The sequence below is a fragment of the Acinetobacter sp. ACNIH1 genome, assembly GCF_002934695.1.
GTDB lineage: Bacteria > Pseudomonadota > Gammaproteobacteria > Pseudomonadales > Moraxellaceae > Acinetobacter > Acinetobacter variabilis.
In genome coordinates this window covers 1,323,611-1,345,689 of sequence record NZ_CP026420.1, presented here as the reverse complement: position 1 = coordinate 1,345,689, position 22,079 = coordinate 1,323,611, and the positions used below count along the sequence as shown (strand labels likewise).

Here is a 22,079-nt window from a genome sequence, read left to right as displayed (position 1 = left end):
CTCAATATTTATTTATACAGATTCATATAAAGGCCTTTCCATGATTTCTACCCTTCAGCCACTTGCTATCCTGTATCGATTAAGCATGAGCTTTGGTATTGGTTATTTATGTAGTTATCTGATTGCTCTCGATCTGGCCTATTTTTTACAGGCGAGTTTACCTAAAGCTGAATCGGTTTATCTGGCTGCCTTTATTGCCCTCATTTTTTATGTCTGTTTTGTGATTGGAATCTTCTGTATCCAAAGTCTTAAAACACTTTCAGTCTATAGCTTGATTCCTCTCATTGTTTTATTTGTCATTTCCCGCTTCATAGGTTAAACCATGCATAAATCTGTCCGTCAATCTATGGCATGGCTACATTCATGGCTAGGTTTAAGTTTTGGCTGGCTCCTCTTCGCGATCTTTTTAACAGGTGCGGTCACTTATTATCGCCATGAAATTACAATGTGGATGCAGCCACAATTTGCCACGATGCAGGTTAACCAGGAAATTGCTTTAAAAACTGCTTATAGCTATTTACAGCAACATGCACCTGATGCACAGAACTGGTATATCGGGGTAGCGAATCAGGATTTACCGGTTAATAAAATTTATTGGCAAACTGCAGAGGGTGCTTATCAACTTAAAACCTTGGATGCTATGACAGGTAAGGAATTAACGCTTTCGGCTACACAGGGCGGAGATTTTTTCTATAACTTTCATTTTCAGCTATATGGCGTACCTTATACCATTGGCCGTCTGATTGTCACCATTGCTGCATTCATCATGTTGATGACCCTGATTTCAGGAATCATTACTCATAAAAAAATTCTGACCGACTTCTTTACTCTGAGAGCTTTTAAAGGACAACGTTCCTATCTGGATTTTCATAATGTCAGTTCCGTCATTGCGCTACCGTTCTTTTTAACTATGACTTTTACTGGACTGGCTATTTTCTTTTATATTGTTTTGCCTTCTGGCATGAAGCAGCTATATCCAGAAAATCCATTTCAATATTTTGAAGAAATCCGAACCAAAAATGTGCTTGCTCCCTCTGCTGTGCCCATTAAAACGGAGATGTTACCGATTCAACATTTTATCACTACGGCGCAGCAGCACTGGGGGAAATCAGAATTTGACAATATTACCGTGAAGCAGCCGAATACCCAGCTGGCAAAGATTACCTTAACCGAATTGAAAGATCATTCTATTACCCGCAATCAGGCACAACTCGTATTAAATGCGACGACGGGCAAATTGCTTGAAAACACTCGTAATGACAGTGCAATTGCTACCCTGAATGCCGGAGTATATGGTTTGCACATGGCACGTTTTGCTGAACCTGTTTTACGTTTAGCCCTATTTTTCTCAGGCATATTAGGCTGTGCCATGATCGCTTCCGGATTATTGCTCTGGAGCCTGAAACGGCAGATGCAGAAAAAATCGGATCGTTTTCACTTTGGATATTATCTGGTGAATCGTCTGAATATCACCATGATAATTGGTTTACCTATTGCCATGCTGGCTTATCTTTATGCAAACCGTTTAGTTCACATTCCTGTAGGCACAACAAATTATGAAATCTATATCTTCTTTGGTATTTGGCTGAGTAGTTTTATCTTGGCCTGTTTAACGCCACAACAGCATTTATGGAAAACGCAGCTTAAAATTCTCATCTGTGCCGCTTTTATGCTTCCATTCATCGACCTATATTATTTATGGTCTCAGCATTATCTGGATTCTTTTGCAAACTATTGGCTGTTTTTGCGTATCGATCTGATGCTTTGGATATTGGCACTTCTCGCTTACTTCCTACATCAGAAAATTACACCTATCCAGCAAAAAGCTGTTCATAAAATTCAGGCCAAGCTTAAAACTGCACAGCAGGAGTCTTCTTCATGATATGGATGGCAATAGTAGGACTGATCTGGATGGCCTGTTTTGGTTTTTATGCAGTGAGTGAAAAACAGATTTTAAAAACCAGACAATCTCGATATTCTTTTCTTGTGAGTTATCCGGTCATCGTTAAATTGATCTCAGGCAGTCTTTTACTATTGGTATTGTCCCTTTTACGAACTCAATTCAGTAATAGTATTAGCTTTATGGCACTTTGGGTTTTTATAAGTCCAATCGTATTTATATTTATTCTGAAGATGAATAATTTAAAACAAAGAAAAATTTAAAAGTTTATAAAGACCTTAAGAATAAGATATAACTGAGTATATGAGGCGAGAAAATGATTTTTCCGCCTCATAAATATTAGCTTATATACATATCTGTTTAGAACATCATTCTTAAACCGATTCCATAACGCCAGCCCTGTTCAGAATCAGATGCGTCCTGCCATGAGGTTTGCTCATTACCCTTGGAATACTCATAAGCAATATCAAGATAAGGCATGATCTTTTTATTGATTTCATAACGAGTTTCCAGACCGAATGCCGCATGACTTATTCCAGTCTTTTTGGCATTGGCTGCTTTATCCTTCAGAATGAGGTCAACTTCAAAATAAGGCTGCAAAATCAGTTTTTGTGTGAGTAGCAGATCACGTTCTGTTTCCAATTCAAGCCCGATAAAATCATCTTCACCAAGATACAGATGTGTATTGGTTTCAAAGAAATACGGCGCCAGTCCATGGAATCCAAACACTGCATCTACATGTTCACTATCTTGCCCAGCATTAGGCTGCCCCAAACTTTCCTGACGATAGCGAAGACCCGCCTGAGCATCCCAGAAATCTGAAATATTCCGGCTATACAGAGCTTGGACTGCATATTCTGTTGTTCTGGATTCTTGTTTGTCAGCTTTGAGTTTAATGAACAGTTTATTTTCATCCGTGCCAATCCGAAGCTCATTCTCAGACTGTAAACCTCCCTCACCTTCTGAATTTTTGATCCATGTATTGTCCAGTTTGACCCACGTATAAATTTGCCCTCCATGTTCCTTGCGATGATCATGCTCATTGGAATAGGTTGAAGCTGAATCTGGAATTAAATTTTCAGCAACTTCCGGTGCTACTGAAGTTAAATGATGCTCTGACGATTGGAGTGATTGTTGATGATGCATCGAATGATCAGCATGCTGTTGAGAACTTTCTTCAGCAAAAACAGCAATATTTCCCAACGCCAATACACTAGCCAAAACAGGTTTCAAACAAAGATTAATGGTGCGCATGAGCATCTCCTTGTTTTTCTACTGGTTTTGTCATGTGATGATTGGAATGATTTTCCTGCACAGTATCCTGAGTCGAAACGCCATTTTCCTGAACATTTGCTACAATCAGTTTATTCATCATGCCGGCAGTCATGTGATACAGCAGATGACAATGAATCGCCCATTCACCTAGTTCATCTGCAGTCAGCAAAGTCGTAACGGTTTTTCCAGGTGGGACAATCACTGTATGTTTATTCGGCATATCTATTGCAGACTGGCCATTTTCGAGCTGCATGAACATGCCATGTAAATGCATCGGATGCGCCATCATACTGTCATTGATAAATTTCAGCCTGATCCGTTCCCCAAATTTCACTTTGAGCGGCTCTGCTTCATTAAATTTTTTGCCGTTCATGGTCCAGATATACCGTTCCATGGTACCGCCTAAACGAATCACTAATTCGCTTTCTGCTTCGCGAATATCTTTTTGCGGGGTCAAAGATTTTAGATCGCTATATTGCAAAGCTTTATGCCCTACCGGTGTAGAGGCATTAGCCCAGCCGTAAACCGGTTGCTGCGTAGAAGTTTTGGCATCTTCTTCATGTTGCTCATGCCAGGTCATATTTGTGTGATTCACATAATCTAAAGCGGATGAAGTATCTGAATGCTCGGCATGATTATCTTCCCCTTGCTCGATCACTTTGGCTGATACATGCTGCTTATACCCCATCATCGTATGTTCAGTATCTTTTTTGACATTTATGTCATGACTAGCATGATTCTGATGATTCATCTGCTCGTGTTCTTCACCCTGCATGTTGCCATGCCCCATATCTTCCATGGTCAATAAGGCACGAGGACGGGATATAGGTTTGTGTATGGCATGATGAACTGGCTTTAACTCATTCTGTAAGCTGCCAATCGCCAAACCAGAACGGTCAATCGATTCAGCTTCAATCTGATAGTGTTCCGCAGTGGGCTCCACAATCACATCATAGGTTTCTGCGGCACCAATGCGGAATTCATCGACAACTACAGGTTTGACAGGCTGCCCGTCTGCACTGACGACTGTCATTTTTAACTGTGGAATACGCACATCGAAAAATGACATGGCAGAGGCATTGATAAAACGCAGTCGCACTTTTTCATTCGGTTTAAACTGTGCCATCCAGTTCTGTTCAGGCGTTTTTCCATTCACTAAAAAGGTATAGCCGGTTACATCAGACAGATCGGTTTTCAGCATGCGCATCTGATTCCACATTTTGCGATCATTCCAGGTGGCTTTAAGCCCTTCCCGTTTGATTTGCTGAAAAACATCGCCCAGAGTTTCACGCTGATTTTGATAATACTCGGCAGATTTTTTTAAATTATTCATGATCTGCTGGCCGGACTGCTCATGAAATTCTGAAAGCATGACCACATAATCACGTTCGGTCTGCTCATGTGCAGGAACTTCCGCCTGGTTTTTGGGATAGATCACAAAGGCGCCATAAAGACCGTCCTGTTCCTGACCCTTGGAATGGGCATGATACCAGTAGGTTCCACTCTGACGAATTTTAAAGCGATATACAAATTCCTGATTAGGTGCAATGCCCTGAAACCCGTTAAAACCCGGGACACCATCCATCAGACCGGGTAGCAATAAACCATGCCAATGCAGAGAGCTTTCTTTATTCTTTAGCTTGTTTTTGACGCGAATAATCGCCTCATCACCTTCCTCAAATTCCAGTAAAGGTGCAGGAAATTTTCCATTCACTGTAATACGTTGTACCGTTTTACCGGTGAGATTGACTGGACCTTCTTCAATAACCAGCTGATATTCTTTTACAGCAGCAAATAATGAAGACGAAATCACTAAACTTAAGCCCAATAACAGGCTTTGACTAATTTTAATCGACATAACTTAATCCTTGATTTATTAAAATATAAATAACGAGGATTAAGCTTTAGGTGGGCGCAGTATTTCCTGCCAATACCCGGCAAGGTGCTTGGCTTGATAATTAGAAATAAAAGTAGTTTCTAAGGCATGAATCTCAGGGAGAGTTAACTTTGAAATTTCTACATCGATCCAGCTACTCAGGTTATGGCAAGAGCTATAAATACAATCCGGACAGTCATCTTTGTGCTCGTTTAAGTCGGAGTGGCAATCCATGTCCTGACTCATATCATGAGCAGAACCATGCATAGCTTGATGCTGGCTATGTAACTTCTCTATTTTTGCCATTTCCTGACAATGGGAACTCATCTGCTTGGCTGATGATTCCAGATGCATCGTTTTTACTGAAGCAACAGACATGCCGCTCCAGCCTACGGCGAAGACCATAAGCATCACAAACCAGATCTGTTTAAAGAACTGTCTGAGCACGATGCACCCTGAAAATATAAAAATGAGTTAACCCAAATAGCATAGGGTGGAATATTAAAATTCGCAAACTTTATAAGCGCTTAATTTAAAGATTAATATTTTGTTCCTGATAAATTGATCACTTCTTAAAATAATTTAGCGGCAGCTTCAAATAAGACATACCATTGTTTTCTGGCATTGGAAACTGTCCTCCATTCATATTGATCTGGATCGCAGGCAAAATCAGTCTAGGCATACTTAGACCCGCATCACGCTGCTCTCGCATCTGTACAAATTCAGATTTGCTAATCCCTTCACGGATATGAACGTTTTGCTGTTTTTGCTGCTGAATCGTCGTTTCACATTGATATTCATGACGTGACTCTGGCAAATAGTCATGACATAAAAATACCCGGGTACTTTCCGGGAGTTGAAATAGCTTGTGAACAGAATCATATAAAACCGAGGCACTGCCATTTGGAAAATCACAACGAGCCGTGCCATAGTCAGGCATAAACAGTGTATCCCCTACAAAGACGGCATCACCAATCACATAGCTTAAACAGGCAGGTGTATGGCCTGGCGTAGGAATATTATAAACTTCCAGTTCGCCAATCTTGAAATGCTCACCATCTTCAAACAGATAGTCAAAAGGCTGATGCGCATTGATCTGTTTCATGTCCAGATGATAAATCTCGGCAAAAGTTTCCTGCACCAGCGAAATTTTCTTACTGATTGCAATCTTGCCGCCTAATTGCTGTTTCAGATATGGGGCGGCTGTCAGATGATCAGCATGAACATGGGTTTCCAGAATCCATTCCACGGTCAAACCTTGTGATTTTACATAGGCAATCATCTGATCGGCATGCTCGGTCGATGTGGTGGCAGACGCAGCATCGTAATCCAGCACGCTATCAATAATGGCACATTGGGCAGTTTGAGGATCACTCACTACATAACTAAAAGTATTACCCCAATCTCAACTTTTTAAGTGATTGAAATAAAAAGGACATAACCCTATTTTAGTTTCCACCAAGAAATTAAAGCAAAGTTATGTCCATTGAAGAATTTATCATTTTTGTCTATGTAATCATAGAAGAACTTTATCCCATTGTTGTTACTCAGCCCCTGAGAACTCGTGGTTTTCCGCCTGCTGTTACTGATGCAGAAATCATCACTATGCAAATAGTAGGTGAATTTCTTGGTTTAGATACAGACAAAAATATTTGGATGTATTTCAAAAACAATTGGTTAGAATGGTTTCCAAAATTAGGATCTTATCCCAATTTCTGTAAACATTGTGCAAACCTGTGGCATGTCAGTCAATCCATTATGGCACAGCTCATTCAGCGTTATGGTTCAGATAACATTCACTTTATTGATGGCTTCCCACTCCCTGTCTGTAGTTATACCAGAGCTAGAAAGCATAAAAACTTTAAAGAATACGCAGGTTTTAGTTATTGTGCTGCAAAACAAGAAAAATATTATGGTTTCAAAGCTCATATCGTCATTAATCTTTCAGGCATGATTTCGGGTTATACCTTTGCACCTGCTCATTGTGATGAGCGAGATGTTGCACCTGAAATTACGAATGATATTTACGGTTTACTGGGAGCAGATAAGGGCTATTTAAGACCAGAATTGAAACGATATTATGAATATCAGGGTATTGATTTACAAACACCCTTTAGAAAAAACATGATAGATTTCAGACCTAAAGAGACACTGCAAATACTGATGAAAGCCAGAAGAAAGATTGAAACAGTGATTGGTCAATTAACAGATCGCTTTCACATTCAGAAAGTGAGGGCAAAAGATCTATGGCATTTAACCCACCGCATAACTCGTAAAATTCTGTCGCATACAATTTGTGTGGTGCTAAATAAAAAGCTTGGTCATTCACCAATTCAATTCGAAAATCTTATTTTAAGTTGAGATTGGCGTAAGTATTGGTATTTTTATCAAAAAATGCTTTGACGTGTGACTGCTGTGTCATATTTATACTCCTGCCCATTTACGGTGAATCCAGACCCCAAGCATCATAGCTGCCATAAAATACAAGGCTTGATAATGTCCCAAACCAATCAGGGTAAAACTGGGTGCCGGACAAATGCCTGCAATTCCCCAACCGATACCAAATAATAAACTACCCGACAGCAGTTTAGGGTCAATCTTTTGATGCTTTGGTAAATCAATGGGTTCATTAAATAAAGTGGTTGGATTTGGATTATGTTTAGCTTTCTGGAAAGGAATAAACGCCACCAGAATAGCCCCCATCATGACAAAGGCAAGGCTGGCATCCCAATCCCCAAACAGATCCAGAAAATCCAGAACTTTTTCAGGATTAGACATGCCTGAGAGCATTAAGCCGACTGAAAACAGGCCACCAAATAGAAAAGCGAATAGATTTTTCATTTAAATAGCTCCAACCAGATGACGAACAACATAAACCGTGATAAATCCCGCCAGCATAAAAGACCCGGTCGCAACAAAGGAGCGATTTGACAGACGGCTAATCCCACAGATGCCATGCCCACTGGTACAACCTGAGCCTAAACGTGTACCAAAACCGACCAGCAAACCGGCAATGACCATCATCCATGGGCTGGCATTCAGCTCAATTTCTGGCTGAAACAAAACGCCGTAGATAAATGGAACTATAAATAGTCCTGCTAAAAACCAGACCGCAGGAGTTTTGAAAATCGTCTTTCGATTAAGTACTTGCCCAACCAAACCACTCACGCCCGCAATATGGCCATTGACATACAGATAGCCGATCACTGAAAGACCAAGCAGTAATCCACCGAGAAACGCTGCCAAAAAGTCATGCATGAGCATATCCTACTTACAATATATATTTTTATATTATATAATTAAAAATATTAATAAAGACAGTTTTTGAATATTGCGTGACTAATACAAATACAGGTTTTTATATGACAGCAGATGAAACTCAGACACGTATTGATTTTTCTCAGGCTCATGTAGTGAGCGAACGCTTAAAAGTGTTGTCGAATTCTGACCGTCTGAAAATTCTATGTGTACTGGTCGATAGTGAAATGAATGTACAACAGATTGAGCTACAAACTGATATTCACCAACCTACTCTCTCGCAACAACTTACCGTACTCCGAAAAGCCGAAATGGTCAGCACGCGTCGTGAAGGCAAACAGATTTTTTATCAGCTTTCCGACCCCAAATTACTCACCCTGATGCAAACCTTATATCAGCTTTATTGCAAGGCTTAAGTGATAAGAAAAATCTTCATTTATCTATAATTGAAGAATAAAACTTCTTAAATATTTAAAAGTTAAGTATTTTCAGGAATATCTGCTGGAGCTGTTTTGGTATCACTTTGAATCAGACCTTCAACTAACTTGATAGTGCGGTCACCACTAACAGACAAGCGCGGATCATGAGTCACCAGCAAAATGGCACAGCCCTGTTCCTTATTTATTTTACGAAACAGTTCAAAAACTTCAGACGCGGTCTGGGTATCCAGGTTCCCGGTTGGTTCATCGGCCAGTAACAAGGCAGGTTCTGTAATGAGGGCACGAGCAATTTCTTAAAAGAAACCCGATATTTCATTCTAGAAGTCGACTTTAAATAACTCAAACATACAGTTTTAAAGTGTCAATTTAAGCTAAATGTATAAATGCTAAATCTTGCACAGATTCTGTTATGAAGTGTTGAGTCTGATTTAATCCCAACTAAAAGCTCCTAATATATTTTTTCATCAAGAGCAATCAAGGAAAAAATATGAATAACTATCCTGAAACTCCAGCTTCAACTGAAACCCAAGCCCATCAACCGGGTGACCAGACTAAAATGAATCCTATCCCGGAAGTCATTAAAGAAAATTATAAAGGTAGCGATAAATTAAAAGGCAAAGTAGCACTCATTACAGGTGGTGACAGCGGGATCGGTCGCTCTGTATCAGTATTGTTTGCCCGTGAAGGTGCCGATATTGCCATTTGCTATCTGGATGAAGACCGAGATGCGCTTGATACCAAAAAAATGGTTGAAGCAGAAGGACGCCGTTGCATGTTGATTCAATGCGATTTACAGCATCCTGATGAAATCAAAAAAATGGTTGAGCAGACCCTTCAGGAATTTAAAACCATTAATATTCTGGTAAATAATGCGGGTGTACAGTATCCGCAGGACAGTATTACTGATATTTCTCCAGACCAGTTATTCAAGACCTTTAATGTCAATATCCTGTCCATGTTTCATCTAACTCAGGCGGTGCTTCCGCATATGCAGGCAGGTGACAGTATTATTAATACGACCAGTATCACCAGCTATCATGGGCATGACACGTTGATAGACTATTCGAGTACCAAAGGCGCGATTACTTCATTTACTCGCAGCTTATCTACCAATCTGGCGAAAAATAAAACCGGAATTCGTGTGAATGGTGTTGCACCAGGCCCAATCTGGACACCACTCATTCCAAGTAGCTTTGATGAAGAACAACTGGAAGATTTTGGTAAACAGACACCAATGGGACGTATGGGACAACCGAGTGAGGTCGCTCCTGCCTATTTATTTCTGGCCAGTGAAGAAGCCAGCTATATTTCAGGTCAGGTTATTCATGTAAATGGCGGCAGTATTATTAACGGCTAATCAAAGTTTGAAAGTAGATAGCGGTCTTTTAGGTCGTTATCTACTTTTTTATTAATTATTTGATATGTTTTAGATTCAGACACCTTTCAAAGGACAGAATTTGATGAATATCAATAAAATTCATCTTAAAGCTATAAAACAATTCAAACAAATCCTGACAGATGATTACCCGCGCCAAAATCATCCCTTGTTATAGTGATTTCAGACCCTACCTGATGAGGATAGTAAAATGTCTAGAGGTGATAAATCGGCTTATACCGAAAAGCAAAAACGGCAGGCTAAGCATATTGAAGACAGTGAAAAAGATCGTGGTCGTTCTGAAGACGAAGCAGAACGTATTGCTTGGTCGACTGTGAATAAGCAGGACGGCGGTGGCAAGAAAAAGAAAGGCTAAACTGTCTAAAATTCAAGGAAAGTGATGCTATTGATTTAGCATCATTTTAACTATCCAGATTTTATTCTTTTTATTTTTAAACAATCGAAAAAATCTGATTGCGTTAGGAAGTCAGATTCGTTCCTTTGTTTCGTTATTTCATCAAGTCATTCAAGATAATTTTAAGGAAAAATATGAAAATTCTGATTGTATTAACCTCACATGATCAACTTGGCGAAACGGGTAAAAAAACCGGATTCTGGCTCGAAGAACTCGCCGCGCCTTACTACACTTTTATTGATGCAGGCGCAGACGTAACATTAGCCTCTCCTGCTGGTGGCCAGCCACCACTTGATCCAAAAAGTAATGAACCTGATGCGCAAACCGAAACAACCAAACGTTTTGAAGCAGATGAAGTGGCTATGCAGGCACTTGCCAATACGCATAAATTAAGTGAAGTGCTAAATCAGGATTTTGATGCGGTCTTTTATCCGGGCGGTCATGGACCGTTATGGGATCTGACCAAGGACCAGCATTCTATTTCCTTAATTGAACAGACTCTACAGACCAATAAACCTGTGGCACTTGTCTGTCATGCACCGGGTGTACTTCGCGATGTTAAGAATGCAGAAGGCCGACCTATTGTCGAAGGCAAATCAGTGACCGGTTTTAGTAATACCGAAGAAGATGGTGTTGGGCTGACTGATATTGTGCCATTCTTAGTTGAAGATACGCTGAAAGAAAAAGGCGGACAGTATTCCAAGGCTGAGGACTGGCAGGTGCATGTACAGCAAGATGGCCTGTTAATTACCGGACAGAATCCGGCATCTTCTGCCGCAACGGCTGAGGCGCTGTTAAAGTTATTAAAATAAGATTTCATCCAGATATAAGTCATTGTAGGTCAGTTATTTATTTACTGGTTAAAAACCCTGATGTGATGTCACATCAGGGTTTTTATTAGTTTTATGCCGAAATTCTAATTCGCTACTGCTGCTGTTGATGCAGTTTGTTTGCACTCATATTTTAACTGTTAGGACTCAGGTTTTTTTATTTAAAGCAAACTATGGGACAGCAGTGATCGAAAGATTCCTTTTTTATTTTGACTATGTCATTCCTTAACAGGCTTTGGCATCCGGCTGCACGGTTTTAGGCAACTCACGACGTAGAATTTTACCGACTGTAGACTTTGGCAATCCAGACACAAACTCAATATATTTTGGCAGCTTATAACTGGTCAATTATAGTCTCAGATAGGTCATGACTTCATTCTCGGTCAGACTGGTATCCTGTTTTACAATAAAGGCTTTCGGAACTTGTCCAGATTTTTCATCATCCACCCCAATGACGGCACATTCCAGTACTTTAGGATGTTTAGATAAAATACCTTCCAACTCATTTGGATAGACATTAAAACCCGAGACCAGAATCATGTCCTTTTTACGGTCCAGAATGGTGATATAACCCTTCTCATCCATACAGCCGATATCACCTGTCAGGAAGAAACCATCTTTGGTAAATACCTGTGCTGTTGCTTCCGGTTGCTTCCAGTAACCTTTCATCACCTGAGGGCCGCGAATAGCAATTTCTCCAGCCTGATGAAGTGCTACAGGTTTTCCTTCGTCATCCAGAATCTGAATTTCTGTGCCTGCCAATGGCAAGCCAATACTACTGCTAAAGCGCTTGCTTAAAGGCGGGTTAAATGTTGCCGTTGGTGAGGTCTCAGAAAGACCGTAGCCTTCATAGATATGACAGCCTGTGACTTCATACCATAATTCTGCCGTGTTTTTTAAAACAGATGCACCACCGCCTGTCGTGGTTTTTAGGCGTGAGTGATCCAGCTCGCGGAAACGTGGATGATGAGCCAATGCATTAAACATGGTATTCACGCCCGGAAACACCGTCGGAGGATGTTTATGATATTGATCCACTAAAGCGTCCAGATCTCTTGGATTTGGAATCAGCACATTGGCAAAACCTCGACTTAGTCCATAACTGAACAGGCAGATGGTAAAACCATAAATGTGATACAGCGGCAAGGCACAAAACACATATTCATCTTCTGTGGCATAACGATCGTCAAAATGGCTGATAAACACTGTACTGTTCTGGGCAATATTAAATAAGATATTGCGATGACTGAGCTCAGCACCTTTGGAAACACCTGTAGTTCCACCGGTATATTGCAGAATAACGGTATCTTCTTGCTGCTGTACAGGGGCTACAAAATCAATCACCTGTACCTGATCAATCACCTGTTTAAAGTCAGAAAACTGTTTTTCTGGATGTTGCTCCATTTGGCTATAAATTGATATCGACTGATCCTGAATAAAATCGAGCGGATGAGTAGAAATTACATGTTTCAGTGCAGGACATTCATCCAGATTATTTAACTGTTTTAAGGTTGAGCCTAGAATAATCAAGGCTTCTGCTCCTGAATCCTGAACTTGATGATACAACTCACGCTGGGTGTACATCGGGTTTACATTAACCAGAATATAACCCGCACGAATAATCGCGAAAGTCGCAATCGGATATTGAATAATATTCGGCAACATCACCGCGATTCGGCTACCGGCTGCTAGGCCTAGATTCTGTAGGTAAGTAGCCAGTTTCTGGCTATATACATCAATCTCCTGATAGCTGAACTTTCGATCCAGATAAAAGAAAGCAGTCTTATCCTTGAACTTAAGTAGATTCTCAGCAATTGTCGTGCTCAAAGTTTTATCAGGGTCAGGCCGGGTAAATTCCGGATTGACGTTCCATTTTTTATATTCTTCCATCCATAGCTGACTTGTCATTACAGCACTCCTATCCTTGATTTTAAAATTTATTTTGTATCGTGAAACTTTATTTTGATTAAAAAATAATAACGTTATCTTTCCTTCCAAATCAATCCAATATTTGGCTAATTTCAAATTTTTACAAATGAAATCACGAATTTTATGGCTAATTATTTGTATATATTTTATCAATTAATAATATTAAATTTCTTATAGTGAAATAGTAAATCATTAAAAGCAAAAAAAGAATGTGGATTCATTCTTATAAAACAACAACGTAACAAGAAAAGGATGTCGATGATGACGTATGAAACTTCAGTGCTAGAAGCTGAACGAGTTACAGTTCAGCCTAAAAAAATATGGATGACCGCGTTTATTCTATGTTTTCTTATTTTACTTGCAGACGGTGTTGATCTGGCTTTCTTGGCCTATAGCCTTACCAGTATCAAAGCTGAATTTAATTTAACCACAGTTCAGGCAGGTGCTTTAGGGAGCTGGAGTCTGGTCGGTGGAGTGATTGGCGGTTGGGCCTGTGACCATTTTGGCCGGGAGAAAGTTATTGTATTTTAGATGATTTTTGCTTCAAGTTTATCTTGCACTTTGGGCTTTGTAGAATCTTATCATCAGTTTTTAATTATCCGCAGTATTGCAGCTATTGGACTGGGTTCCCTATACACCGCCTGTAATACCTTAATGTCAAAATATGTTCCGACAAAATACCGGACGACTATTCTGGCGGCACTTATGACCGGTTTTACCTTAGGTTCATTATGTGCAACTTTACTGGCGGGCTGGATTATTCCTGAATATAGCTGGCGTATGCTGTACTGGATTACCATTTGCCCGATCGTTCTGGCTTTTCTGCTTTATTTTCTTGTTCCTGAGCCGGATTCATGGCTACGTTCACGTAAATTAAAACGTCAGGAAGCAGCTAGCAAAGTTAAGGTGAAAAAAGAGAATCCTTATAAAGTCATTCTCAAAGATAAAAATCACTGCTGGATATTTTTACTATGGATTTTAAGTGCTGGTGCCCTGAAATTTGGCTATGCCGGTTTAAGTAACTGCTTACCTGCCTATCTCGAATCGGATCTGGGCATCAGCTTTAAGGCTATGACTGGCTATATGGTTGGCACGTTTATGATCATGATTTTTGCCAAGATCGTCGCCGGGATTCTGGCAGATCGTTTCGGACGACGTGCCTTGTTCGCTTTTGGAACCATGAGCACAGCTCTGTTTCTTCAGATTGTAATTTATTTCAATACACCGACCAATATTTTGTACCTGATGCTCATGTTCGGCTTCTTGTATGGTATGCCATTTGCCATTAATGCCACGTATATGACTGAAAGCTTCCCTACTTCGATTCGTGGTACGGCTGTAGGTGGTGCATTCAATATAGGCCGTATCGGAGCAGCATTTGCACCACTCACTATTGGTTATTTTGCTCATGGAGGCTCAATTGGAACGGGTCTACTGGTAAATGGCAGGTGCCTATTTTATTTGCGGTCTGATTCCTGCACTGTTTATACGTGATCGCTTATATGATCCGCAAAAAGCAGATTAATCTCTATCATCTTTTGATAAAAAACCAGTCAAATAGACTGGTTTTTTTAATAGACCTCTTGCGAAAGTAAAAACCACCTCAATCTAAATTTCATGAGATATCACAAATTAAATCGTTTTTCAGATTCTGAATTCCAGCGCTTGGTTGGTGTACCTCGACCAGTTTTTAGTGAAATGATCGAAGTTTTAAAAGAAGTAGAATCACTTAAAAAGAAATCTGGGCGTCCTCATACTTTAGCTATAGAGGATCAATTATTATTAACACTCAATTACTTACGGAATTACAGCACTCAATTGGAGTTGGCTGCAAATTACCATATCGCTGAAAGTAATGTGAATCGAACCATTAAAAAGGTTGAAGATGCATTGATGAAATCAAGACGGTTTACTCTGCCAAAACGAAGCATTACCACAGCAGACGAACAGTTTAACTGGGTCATTATTGATGCGACAGAATGTTCAATAGAACGTCCGAAAAAAAAATCAGAGTAAGTTCTACAGTGGTAAAAAGAAGAAACATACGCTAAAAGCACAAGTGATCTATCATCCGAACAGCAAACAAATCATAGGGCTAGATATATCGAATGGCAGTCAGCATGACATTAAATTGGCAAGAAGAACGGTTAAAAAATTCAAACATTGTAAATATGTTATGACCGATTTAGGGTACTACGGATTAGAGCAAGATGGCTTTAAATTATTGATGCCAATAAAGAAAAAGAAGAATTTACCCTTATTTGATGTTGAGAAAAAGTACAATAAAATGATTGGAAAAATACGAGTTGTGATCGAACATATTAATAGTCAATTGAAAACATTTAGAATATTAAGTGAACGCTATCGAAATAGACGGAAAAGATTCGGTTTACGCATTAACTTAATCGCTGCACTGGTAAATCGGATGAACTTGCAATAACGACTTTCGCAAGAGGTCTAATGAATAAATTTAAAAATCAGACAACTTTTCTCTGAGCATTTTCTATATATTCATAATGGTAACCACTGCGAATAAAATGCTGGTTTTTATCTCTGAAAGAATGTGCATAATCCGGCCAGACCAAAGTCAGTTTGCGACTCACCGGGTCCAGATACCAGCTTTGACAGCTTTCTGATAACCAGACACTGCCTTGGGAAAGTTGCTGTAATTCCTGCATATAGCGATTTTCGGCGTTCTGATCGGCTTCAAAAACCTGAATCTGTTGCTGTTCAAAAAATTGCAAGGCGTCCAGTACCAGATCAAATTGGGTTTCCAGGAAATAAAGCGCTGAGTTATGCCCACTTCCGGTATTGGGACCATTCAGAATGAACAGGTTTGGAAAATTATGGACTGTCGTAGATTGATAACCCTGCATACCACTAGACCATTGCTGCTCCAAGCTTAGGCCATGTTTACCCACTACCTTTGCGGCATAAGGTGGTCGTGCTGCTTCAAATCCGGTAGCAAAGACAATAATATCTGCAGAATATTCATTGCCTGATTTGCTGATTACGCCATCCTTATTCACTTGAGCCAAAGCTGAATCTTCAAGCGTGACATTCGGTTTTAGAAAAGTCGGATAATAATCATTGGACAGCAATAAACGCTTGCAGCCGGGTTCATAATTCGGTGTAAGTTTTCGCTGTAATTCAGAATTTGGAATCTGGTGTTTCAAGAATTGTAGGCAGTTTTTTTTGACCCGCTCGATCTGGCTTTTCAGATTACGGCGCTGGGCAAAATTGTATTCATTACCCCAGAACAAGGAATGTCTTAACGCCGACATGCTGTCCGGATCTTTGCGGAAAAGCTGTTTTTCTGACTCAGAATAAGGTCGGTCCGGTCGCGGCAAGATATACGCTGCACTACGTTGCAATACGGTCAGACTTTTTGCTGTTTTGGCAATTTCCGGTACAAGCTGGATCGCAGAAGCGCCTGAACCTACGACGACCACACGCTGATTATCCAGATTCACTTCGTGATTCCAGCGTGCAGAATGCATTACCTGACCTTGAAATTCATCCAATCCCGGAATTTGTGGCAGATGTTCATCTGCCAGATGCCCGGTTGCTGTAATTAAAAAATCTGCCTGATACAAACCGTTAGAGGTCTGGATTTCCCATATACGTTTTTCGGTATTCCAGCTGGCTTTTTCCAGTTGTGTATGAAAATCAATATGTGGCCGGATATTTTCCTGATCACAGCATTGGATTAAATAACGCTGAATTTCTGCCCCTTGCGGAAAGACACGTGACCAGTTAGGGTTTTTAATAAACGAGAAAGAATATAAATGCGATGGTACATCACAGGCGACACCGGGATAGGTGTTATCACGCCATGTTCCGCCTACTTCTGCTGCACGTTCAATGATTTTAAAATCGTGAATGCCCTGCTGTTTAAGACGGATCGCCATTCCTAGGCCACCAAAACCGCTGCCTACAATTAAAATCTTGCTGCGCTGTCCTTGAGCTTGCATTATTTTTCTCCTTTTTAAGGCATCATGGGCTGGATTTTTTGATTCGCCGGATACTGCTCTGGATGCTGGCTAAACTGATTAATTAGCTGCACAACTTCTGCTGGCGCTTCAATATGAATCGCATGTCCCGAAGAAATTTCGATATAACGGCTATTCTGAATCGAAGCAAAGAGTAATTTTGCTTGCGCTAAAGGCACCATACGATCTTCACGACAGGCCACGATCAAGGTCTCAGCAGAGATGTCCGGCAAAATGGCGGTGATATCAATGCGATAATTTAGTTCACGCTGTTTAGCTGCATCTTGAGAAGGTTTGACGAAACGTGCCAGATCAAGCACCTGTTTTTCAGTACGAGCTGACAGATAGTCATCGCTATATAGGCAATAATTCACGAAATGCGGCAATGCTGCAGATTGATCATTAAATAACTGTTGCCAGATGGTGGTTCGTAGTTGTTGCACCGAACTGGTTTTTGCCCAACCGGCTAACAAAATCAAACGTGCCACGCGCTGTTTAAGACTTGCAGCCAGTTGTGCAGCAATCACGGCACCGAGTGAATAACCCACCACAGTAATAGCTTCATCTTCTTCAACTGCATGATGGATCAGGACTTCAACTTGGTGACTAAAATCAGTCACTGCCAGATCAGCTTTATCCGGGGTATACAAATCAATGGATAAAACCCGCTGATGAATACCGAGCATGGGGAAAATATAACTGAAATGTTTGTCGGTATTTCCACCTGTGCCATGAATCAGAATAATGGTGGGATATGAGGATTTGTGTCCGACTTCATGATAAGTGAGTTGTTGATCACCATAAGGACATTGTCGTGTAATCGTGTCTAAATCCATATAGACTCCTGATCTTGTTGTTTTATGGCCGATGTAATACTGAAAAGTACCCATCGATATTGAATATTGTGCAGGATGAAAAAATAGAAATTAAAAAAAGACCCACGATCGAGAGATTGATCGTGGGTAAAAGGATTAATCGAATTTAAACTCTTCAGGAGTCAGTAGGAACAAGCTCTCACCACCGGCCTGAATATTGGCAATGTGGGTTGAAGTTCTTGGCAGAATACGTGCAAAGAAGAATTGTGCGGTTTTGATCTTCGCTGCATAGAACGGATCAGTATTGCCTTCTTCAATCTTTTGCTGAGCCGTAATCGCCATTTTTAGCCATAAATATGAAGACACTACATAACCAGAGAAATATAAGTAATCGACTGATGCCGCACCGATTTCATTGGCAGACTGTTGCGCCTGAGACTGAATGGTTTTGGTTAATTCTAGCCATTGCTCAGTCAACTGGCTCACTTGTGCCACTTGCTGGTTAAACTGGGCATGTTGCTGATGTTCTTTTACAAAGCCCTGAATCTCATCTGTTAATGCAGTCAATAAACCTAGTTTCGAACCCAGCACTTTACGAGCCAGTAAATCAATAGACTGAATTTCAGTGGTGCCTTCATAGAGGCTAGCAATACGTGCATCACGGGCAATCTGTTCCATGCCATGTTCAGCAATATAGCCGTGTCCACCAAAAACCTGCATACCGTGTTTGGCTGCTTCTACACCCGTTTCAGTCATTAATGCTTTAGCAATTGGGGTTAATAATGCCAGACGATCTTCTGCGGCTTTTTTCTCTTCAGGATTATCTGTTGCTTCAGCAATATCTGCATACGTAGCCAGATAATAAGCCAAGGCACGTGAACCTTCTGCAAATACTTTCTGAGTCAGTAACATATTACGTACTGCTGGATGCACGATGATTGGATCCGCAGGCAGATTTGGCTCTTTAGCACCTTCAAGTGAACGCATCGCCAGACGGTCTTTGGCATAAGCCAATGCACCTTGATAAGAAGATTCAGCTGCAGCAAGACCCTGAATCGCCGTTCCAATACGCGCAGAGTTCATAAAGGTAAACATGCAGTTCAAGCCGCGGTTTTCAGGCCCGATCAGGAAGCCTTTGGCATTGTCAAAATTCAGCACACAGGTCGCATTGCCATGAATACCCATCTTGTGTTCAATCGCGCTACACACCACGCCATTGCGAGAAGCCACATTCCCAGCTTCATCCAGATTGTATTTAGGCACGATGAACAGTGAAATACCTTTGGTGCCGGCAGGCGCATCCGGTAAACGTGCTAACACAATATGCACGATATTTTCAGCCAGATCATGCTCACCTGCAGAAATAAAGATTTTCTCACCGCTGATGCTGTAGCTGCCATCTTCATTTGGCACCGCTTTGGTACGGATCAGGCCCAGATCAGAACCCGCATGTGATTCAGTCAAACACATGGTTCCGGTCCAGCGACCTGCAATTAAAGGCACCAGGAATTTATGTTTTTGTTCATCGCTACCATGATGCTCTAAGGTACGCATCGCACCATGTGACAGGCCTGGATACATACCCCAAGACCAGTTGGTCGCTGTGATAATTTCTGAAATGGCAATACGGTATAAAGTCGGGAAGCCTTGACCGCCATATTTTTCATCGCCAGTTAATGAAGTAAAGCCGAGTTCTACATATTTGTCATAAGCCGCTTTAAAACCATCCGGTGTAGTTACGACGCCATCCTGCAAACGGCAGCCCTGCTGGTCGCCTGTTGCATTAATCGGTAGAAGTTCGTTTTGGCAAAAGTCCGCAGCGACTTCCAGATATTGTTCCATAATATCCATAGAAACTTTGTCTGCAAACTTTGCATAGCCTGTGTATTTCTGTTCAACATTGAGCAGATCTTTCAGGACAAACTTCATGTCTTTTAATGGCGCAATATAATTTCTCATCGTAATTCCCTTGTATGAGTTCTAATTTGTATATTTATGACAATTAATTTCATAATACGAAATTATGTTTTAGGTCGAATATAATATAAGTTCATGGATAAAATCTAGTCATGACATAAAAAATCACATTTAAAAAATTAAAACTTTGGTATAAAAAAGCCATTCGGTAATGAATGGCTTTTGATTAAATGACCAAAATGAAACGATCTAGCGCGGGAAAAACTGAGCCAAACGTTGCTGAACAATCTGTTCTGCTTCTTGCATGATAGTGTCAATCAGCATTTGACAGGTTGGAATGTCATGGATCAATCCCATCACTTGACCTGCTGTCAGTATGCCTGCATCAACATCGCCATTTTCCAAAGCCAGCTTGCCTTTTAAGCCACTGACATAAGGGCGAATCTGTTCAAATTCCAGATTTGGATCTTCACCCATTTTAACGACGAGATCAGATACTGCATTCTTCGCAACACGCGCAGTATTCCTGAACTGACGGTAAAGCAGATGCGTTGCCCGTTCATCATTGTCGACATAAAACTGCTTGATATTTGGATGGATCGGCGCTTCTTGTGTGGCACAGAAACGTGTTCCCATATTGATGCCTTCTGCACCTAAAGCAAGTGCTGCCACCAAACCACGACCATCCGCAAAACCACCACTGGCTACAATCGGTACAGTGAGTTGATCAGCGGCTGCTGGAATCAGAATCAGTCCAGGAATATCGTCTTCACCCGGATGACCAGCACATTCAAAACCGTCAATCGAGATCACATCCGCGCCGATTCTTTGTGCTGAAAGTGCATGACGTACCGAGGTACATTTATGAATCACAATGATGCCATGCTGTTTAAAGGCTTCAATGTGTTCATGTGGTTTGTTGCCTGCCGTTTCTACAATCTTGATTCTACTTTCAATAATAGCCTGTCGATATTCGGCATACGGCGGTGGGTTTACAGCGGGCAATAAAGTCAGATTTACTGCAAAAGGCTGATCTGTCATTTCACGGCAGCGTGCAATTTCCTTGGTCAGCGCTTCAGGTGTGGGTTGTGTCAATGCCGTCAGCGTTCCCAAACCACCTGCATTGGAGACTGCACTGGCCATTTCTGCAGTACCGACCCACATCATGCCGCCCTGAATAATCGGATAGCGAATGCCTAAAAGCTCGGTAATACGCGTTTGAATTTTCATGAATGCTCTCCTTAGCGTCCGGTAAATTGTGCGGGGCGTTTTTCGATAAAGGCCTGTACACCTTCTTTATAATCCTGACTACTCAGGGCCAGATATTGCAGGTTTTGTTCCAGCTCCAGTTGCTGATCCATGCTATTTTCAGCACTGCGTTGCAGCGCCTGTTTAGTTAAAGCCAGTGCATAGGTCGGCTGTTGTGCCAGTCGCTGTGCAAGTTCTTCGATATAAGCATCAAATTCTGCATCAGGGATCATTTTCCAGATCATGCCCATTTCAGCAGCCTCTTTGGCATGCACAGGTTCACCGAGTAAGGTTAATGCCATAGCGCGTGCATAACCAATTAAACGCGGCAACATCCAGGTACCGCCGGCATCAGGAATTAAGCCGATTTTAGAAAAGGCTTGAATAAATTTGGCACTTTCCTTGGCAATGACCAGATCGCAAGCCAGTGCGATATTAGCCCCTGCACCTGCAGCCACACCATTTACCGCTGCAATCACAGGTTTAGGGCTTTTGCGAATCAGGTTGATTAAAGGATTATAGTATTTAGCCAGCGAACCCTCTGGTGGCAAAGGTACATTGCCAAGCTGTCCAGCCCGTTCTTTTAAATCCTGCCCTGCAGAAAATGCCCGACCATTACCCAGAATCACAATCACCCGAATATCCGGATTCGTATTCCAGCTTTTCAAAACCTGTTGCATTTCCTCATGCATTTGCCGGTTAAAACTGTTCAGTGAATCTGGCCGATTAAAACTTAAAGTAGCGATGCCTTGCTGAACCTGAGTCTGAATCATTTCCCACATCATCAATTTCCTTATTTTTTATCTGTA

18 protein-coding genes and 4 pseudogenes are annotated in these 22,079 nt (G+C 41.1%); 9 read left to right on the top strand and 13 right to left on the bottom strand.

Annotation, left to right across the window (positions count from 1 at the left end; genetic code table 11):
• Nucleotides 1-40 precede the first annotated feature (40 nt).
• Nucleotides 41-319 carry a hypothetical protein gene (locus C3F22_RS06625; protein WP_104426131.1) on the top strand — a complete coding sequence of 93 codons (279 nt, stop codon included), beginning with the start codon at nucleotides 41-43 and terminating at the stop codon, nucleotides 317-319.
• Nucleotides 320-322: 3 nt separating this feature from the next.
• Nucleotides 323-1,882 carry a PepSY-associated TM helix domain-containing protein gene (locus tag C3F22_RS06620; RefSeq protein WP_104426130.1) on the top strand — a complete coding sequence of 520 codons (1,560 nt, stop codon included), beginning with the start codon at nucleotides 323-325 and terminating at the stop codon, nucleotides 1,880-1,882.
• Nucleotides 1,883-2,260: 378 nt separating this feature from the next.
• On the opposite strand, the gene C3F22_RS06610 is transcribed toward C3F22_RS06620, so the two are convergent.
• The 4 genes and pseudogenes from C3F22_RS06610 to C3F22_RS06595 form a co-directional block, all read right to left on the bottom strand.
• On the bottom strand, nucleotides 2,261-3,154 hold the full coding sequence (locus C3F22_RS06610; protein ID WP_004785750.1) for a copper resistance protein B: 894 nt from the start codon (nucleotides 3,152-3,154) through the stop codon (nucleotides 2,261-2,263).
• Entirely contained in the window at nucleotides 3,141-5,033 is a 1,893-nt protein-coding gene (locus tag C3F22_RS06605) for a copper resistance system multicopper oxidase (RefSeq protein WP_004785749.1), read from the bottom strand. Before C3F22_RS06605 ends, C3F22_RS06610 begins: the two co-directional genes overlap by 14 nt.
• A 39-nt stretch (nucleotides 5,034-5,072) precedes the next feature.
• Nucleotides 5,073-5,498, bottom strand: coding sequence for a hypothetical protein (locus tag C3F22_RS06600; RefSeq protein ID WP_004785747.1), 426 nt, complete (start codon nucleotides 5,496-5,498; stop codon nucleotides 5,073-5,075).
• Between the two features lie 118 nt (nucleotides 5,499-5,616).
• Nucleotides 5,617-6,447: pseudogene (locus C3F22_RS06595) on the bottom strand (MBL fold metallo-hydrolase); the annotation flags it as partial.
• Nucleotides 6,448-6,530: 83 nt separating this feature from the next.
• Between C3F22_RS06595 and C3F22_RS06590 the strand changes: the two are divergent.
• Nucleotides 6,531-7,412, top strand: a complete 882-nt coding sequence (locus tag C3F22_RS06590; RefSeq protein ID WP_004282326.1) for an IS982-like element ISAba9 family transposase — start codon at nucleotides 6,531-6,533, stop codon at nucleotides 7,410-7,412.
• Between the two features lie 63 nt (nucleotides 7,413-7,475).
• On the opposite strand, the gene C3F22_RS06585 is transcribed toward C3F22_RS06590, so the two are convergent.
• Nucleotides 7,476-7,892, bottom strand: a complete 417-nt coding sequence (locus C3F22_RS06585; protein WP_004785743.1) for a DUF6691 family protein — start codon at nucleotides 7,890-7,892, stop codon at nucleotides 7,476-7,478.
• Nucleotides 7,893-8,309 carry a YeeE/YedE family protein gene (locus tag C3F22_RS06580; protein WP_104426128.1) on the bottom strand — a complete coding sequence of 139 codons (417 nt, stop codon included), beginning with the start codon at nucleotides 8,307-8,309 and terminating at the stop codon, nucleotides 7,893-7,895.
• Between the two features lie 104 nt (nucleotides 8,310-8,413).
• Between C3F22_RS06580 and C3F22_RS06575 the strand changes: the two genes are divergently transcribed.
• Nucleotides 8,414-8,725 (top strand): ArsR/SmtB family transcription factor, encoded by a 312-nt coding sequence (locus tag C3F22_RS06575; RefSeq protein WP_004785741.1) that lies wholly within the window; start codon nucleotides 8,414-8,416, stop codon nucleotides 8,723-8,725.
• Between the two features lie 62 nt (nucleotides 8,726-8,787).
• On the opposite strand, the pseudogene C3F22_RS06570 reads toward C3F22_RS06575, so the two are convergent.
• Nucleotides 8,788-9,039, bottom strand: a pseudogene (locus C3F22_RS06570) (ABC transporter ATP-binding protein); the annotation flags it as partial.
• A 197-nt stretch (nucleotides 9,040-9,236) separates the two neighbouring features.
• Between C3F22_RS06570 and C3F22_RS06565 the strand changes: the two are divergent.
• The 3 genes from C3F22_RS06565 (at nucleotide 9,237) to C3F22_RS06560 (ending at nucleotide 11,351) form a co-directional block, all read left to right on the top strand.
• The gene (locus C3F22_RS06565) at nucleotides 9,237-10,106 is read left to right on the top strand and encodes an SDR family oxidoreductase (protein WP_004785736.1); all 870 of its coding nucleotides are present in this window, start codon (nucleotides 9,237-9,239) and stop codon (nucleotides 10,104-10,106) included.
• A gap of 229 nt (nucleotides 10,107-10,335) precedes the next feature.
• Nucleotides 10,336-10,500: a hypothetical protein gene (locus C3F22_RS18345; RefSeq protein WP_004785734.1), complete on the top strand. Its 165-nt coding sequence runs from the start codon at nucleotides 10,336-10,338 to the stop codon at nucleotides 10,498-10,500.
• 173 nt (nucleotides 10,501-10,673) lie between these two features.
• Entirely contained in the window at nucleotides 10,674-11,351 is a 678-nt protein-coding gene (locus tag C3F22_RS06560) for a type 1 glutamine amidotransferase domain-containing protein (RefSeq protein ID WP_004785731.1), read from the top strand.
• Nucleotides 11,352-11,594: 243 nt separating this feature from the next.
• Here C3F22_RS06560 and C3F22_RS06555 read toward each other — a convergent pair.
• Nucleotides 11,595-13,277, bottom strand: a pseudogene (locus C3F22_RS06555) (AMP-binding protein).
• A 282-nt stretch (nucleotides 13,278-13,559) separates the two neighbouring features.
• Here C3F22_RS06555 and C3F22_RS06545 point away from each other — a divergent pair.
• Nucleotides 13,560-14,823: pseudogene (locus C3F22_RS06545) on the top strand (MFS transporter).
• A gap of 92 nt (nucleotides 14,824-14,915) precedes the next feature.
• A protein-coding gene (locus C3F22_RS06540; protein WP_104426124.1) for an IS5-like element ISAba27 family transposase occupies nucleotides 14,916-15,738 on the top strand; the annotation gives its coding sequence in 2 pieces (ribosomal slippage) (nucleotides 14,916-15,296 and nucleotides 15,298-15,738; 822 coding nt in all).
• Nucleotides 15,739-15,775: 37 nt separating this feature from the next.
• Here C3F22_RS06540 and C3F22_RS06535 read toward each other — a convergent pair.
• The 5 genes from C3F22_RS06535 to C3F22_RS06515 all read right to left on the bottom strand — a co-directional run bounded on the left by C3F22_RS06535 (nucleotide 15,776) and on the right by C3F22_RS06515 (nucleotide 22,052).
• A complete protein-coding gene (locus C3F22_RS06535) occupies nucleotides 15,776-17,272 on the bottom strand; it encodes a flavin-containing monooxygenase (RefSeq protein ID WP_004785724.1) in 1,497 nt (498 codons plus the stop codon).
• Nucleotides 17,273-17,286: 14 nt separating this feature from the next.
• Nucleotides 17,287-18,126 (bottom strand): alpha/beta fold hydrolase, encoded by an 840-nt coding sequence (locus tag C3F22_RS06530; RefSeq protein ID WP_004785722.1) that lies wholly within the window; start codon nucleotides 18,124-18,126, stop codon nucleotides 17,287-17,289.
• Nucleotides 18,127-18,261: 135 nt separating this feature from the next.
• A complete protein-coding gene (locus C3F22_RS06525; protein WP_104426126.1) occupies nucleotides 18,262-20,064 on the bottom strand; it encodes an acyl-CoA dehydrogenase C-terminal domain-containing protein in 1,803 nt (600 codons plus the stop codon).
• 207 nt (nucleotides 20,065-20,271) lie between these two features.
• Nucleotides 20,272-21,252, bottom strand: coding sequence for an NAD(P)H-dependent flavin oxidoreductase (locus tag C3F22_RS06520; protein WP_004785718.1), 981 nt, complete (start codon nucleotides 21,250-21,252; stop codon nucleotides 20,272-20,274).
• Nucleotides 21,253-21,263: 11 nt separating this feature from the next.
• A complete protein-coding gene (locus C3F22_RS06515) occupies nucleotides 21,264-22,052 on the bottom strand; it encodes an enoyl-CoA hydratase-related protein (protein WP_004785716.1) in 789 nt (262 codons plus the stop codon).
• Nucleotides 22,053-22,079 lie beyond the last annotated feature (27 nt).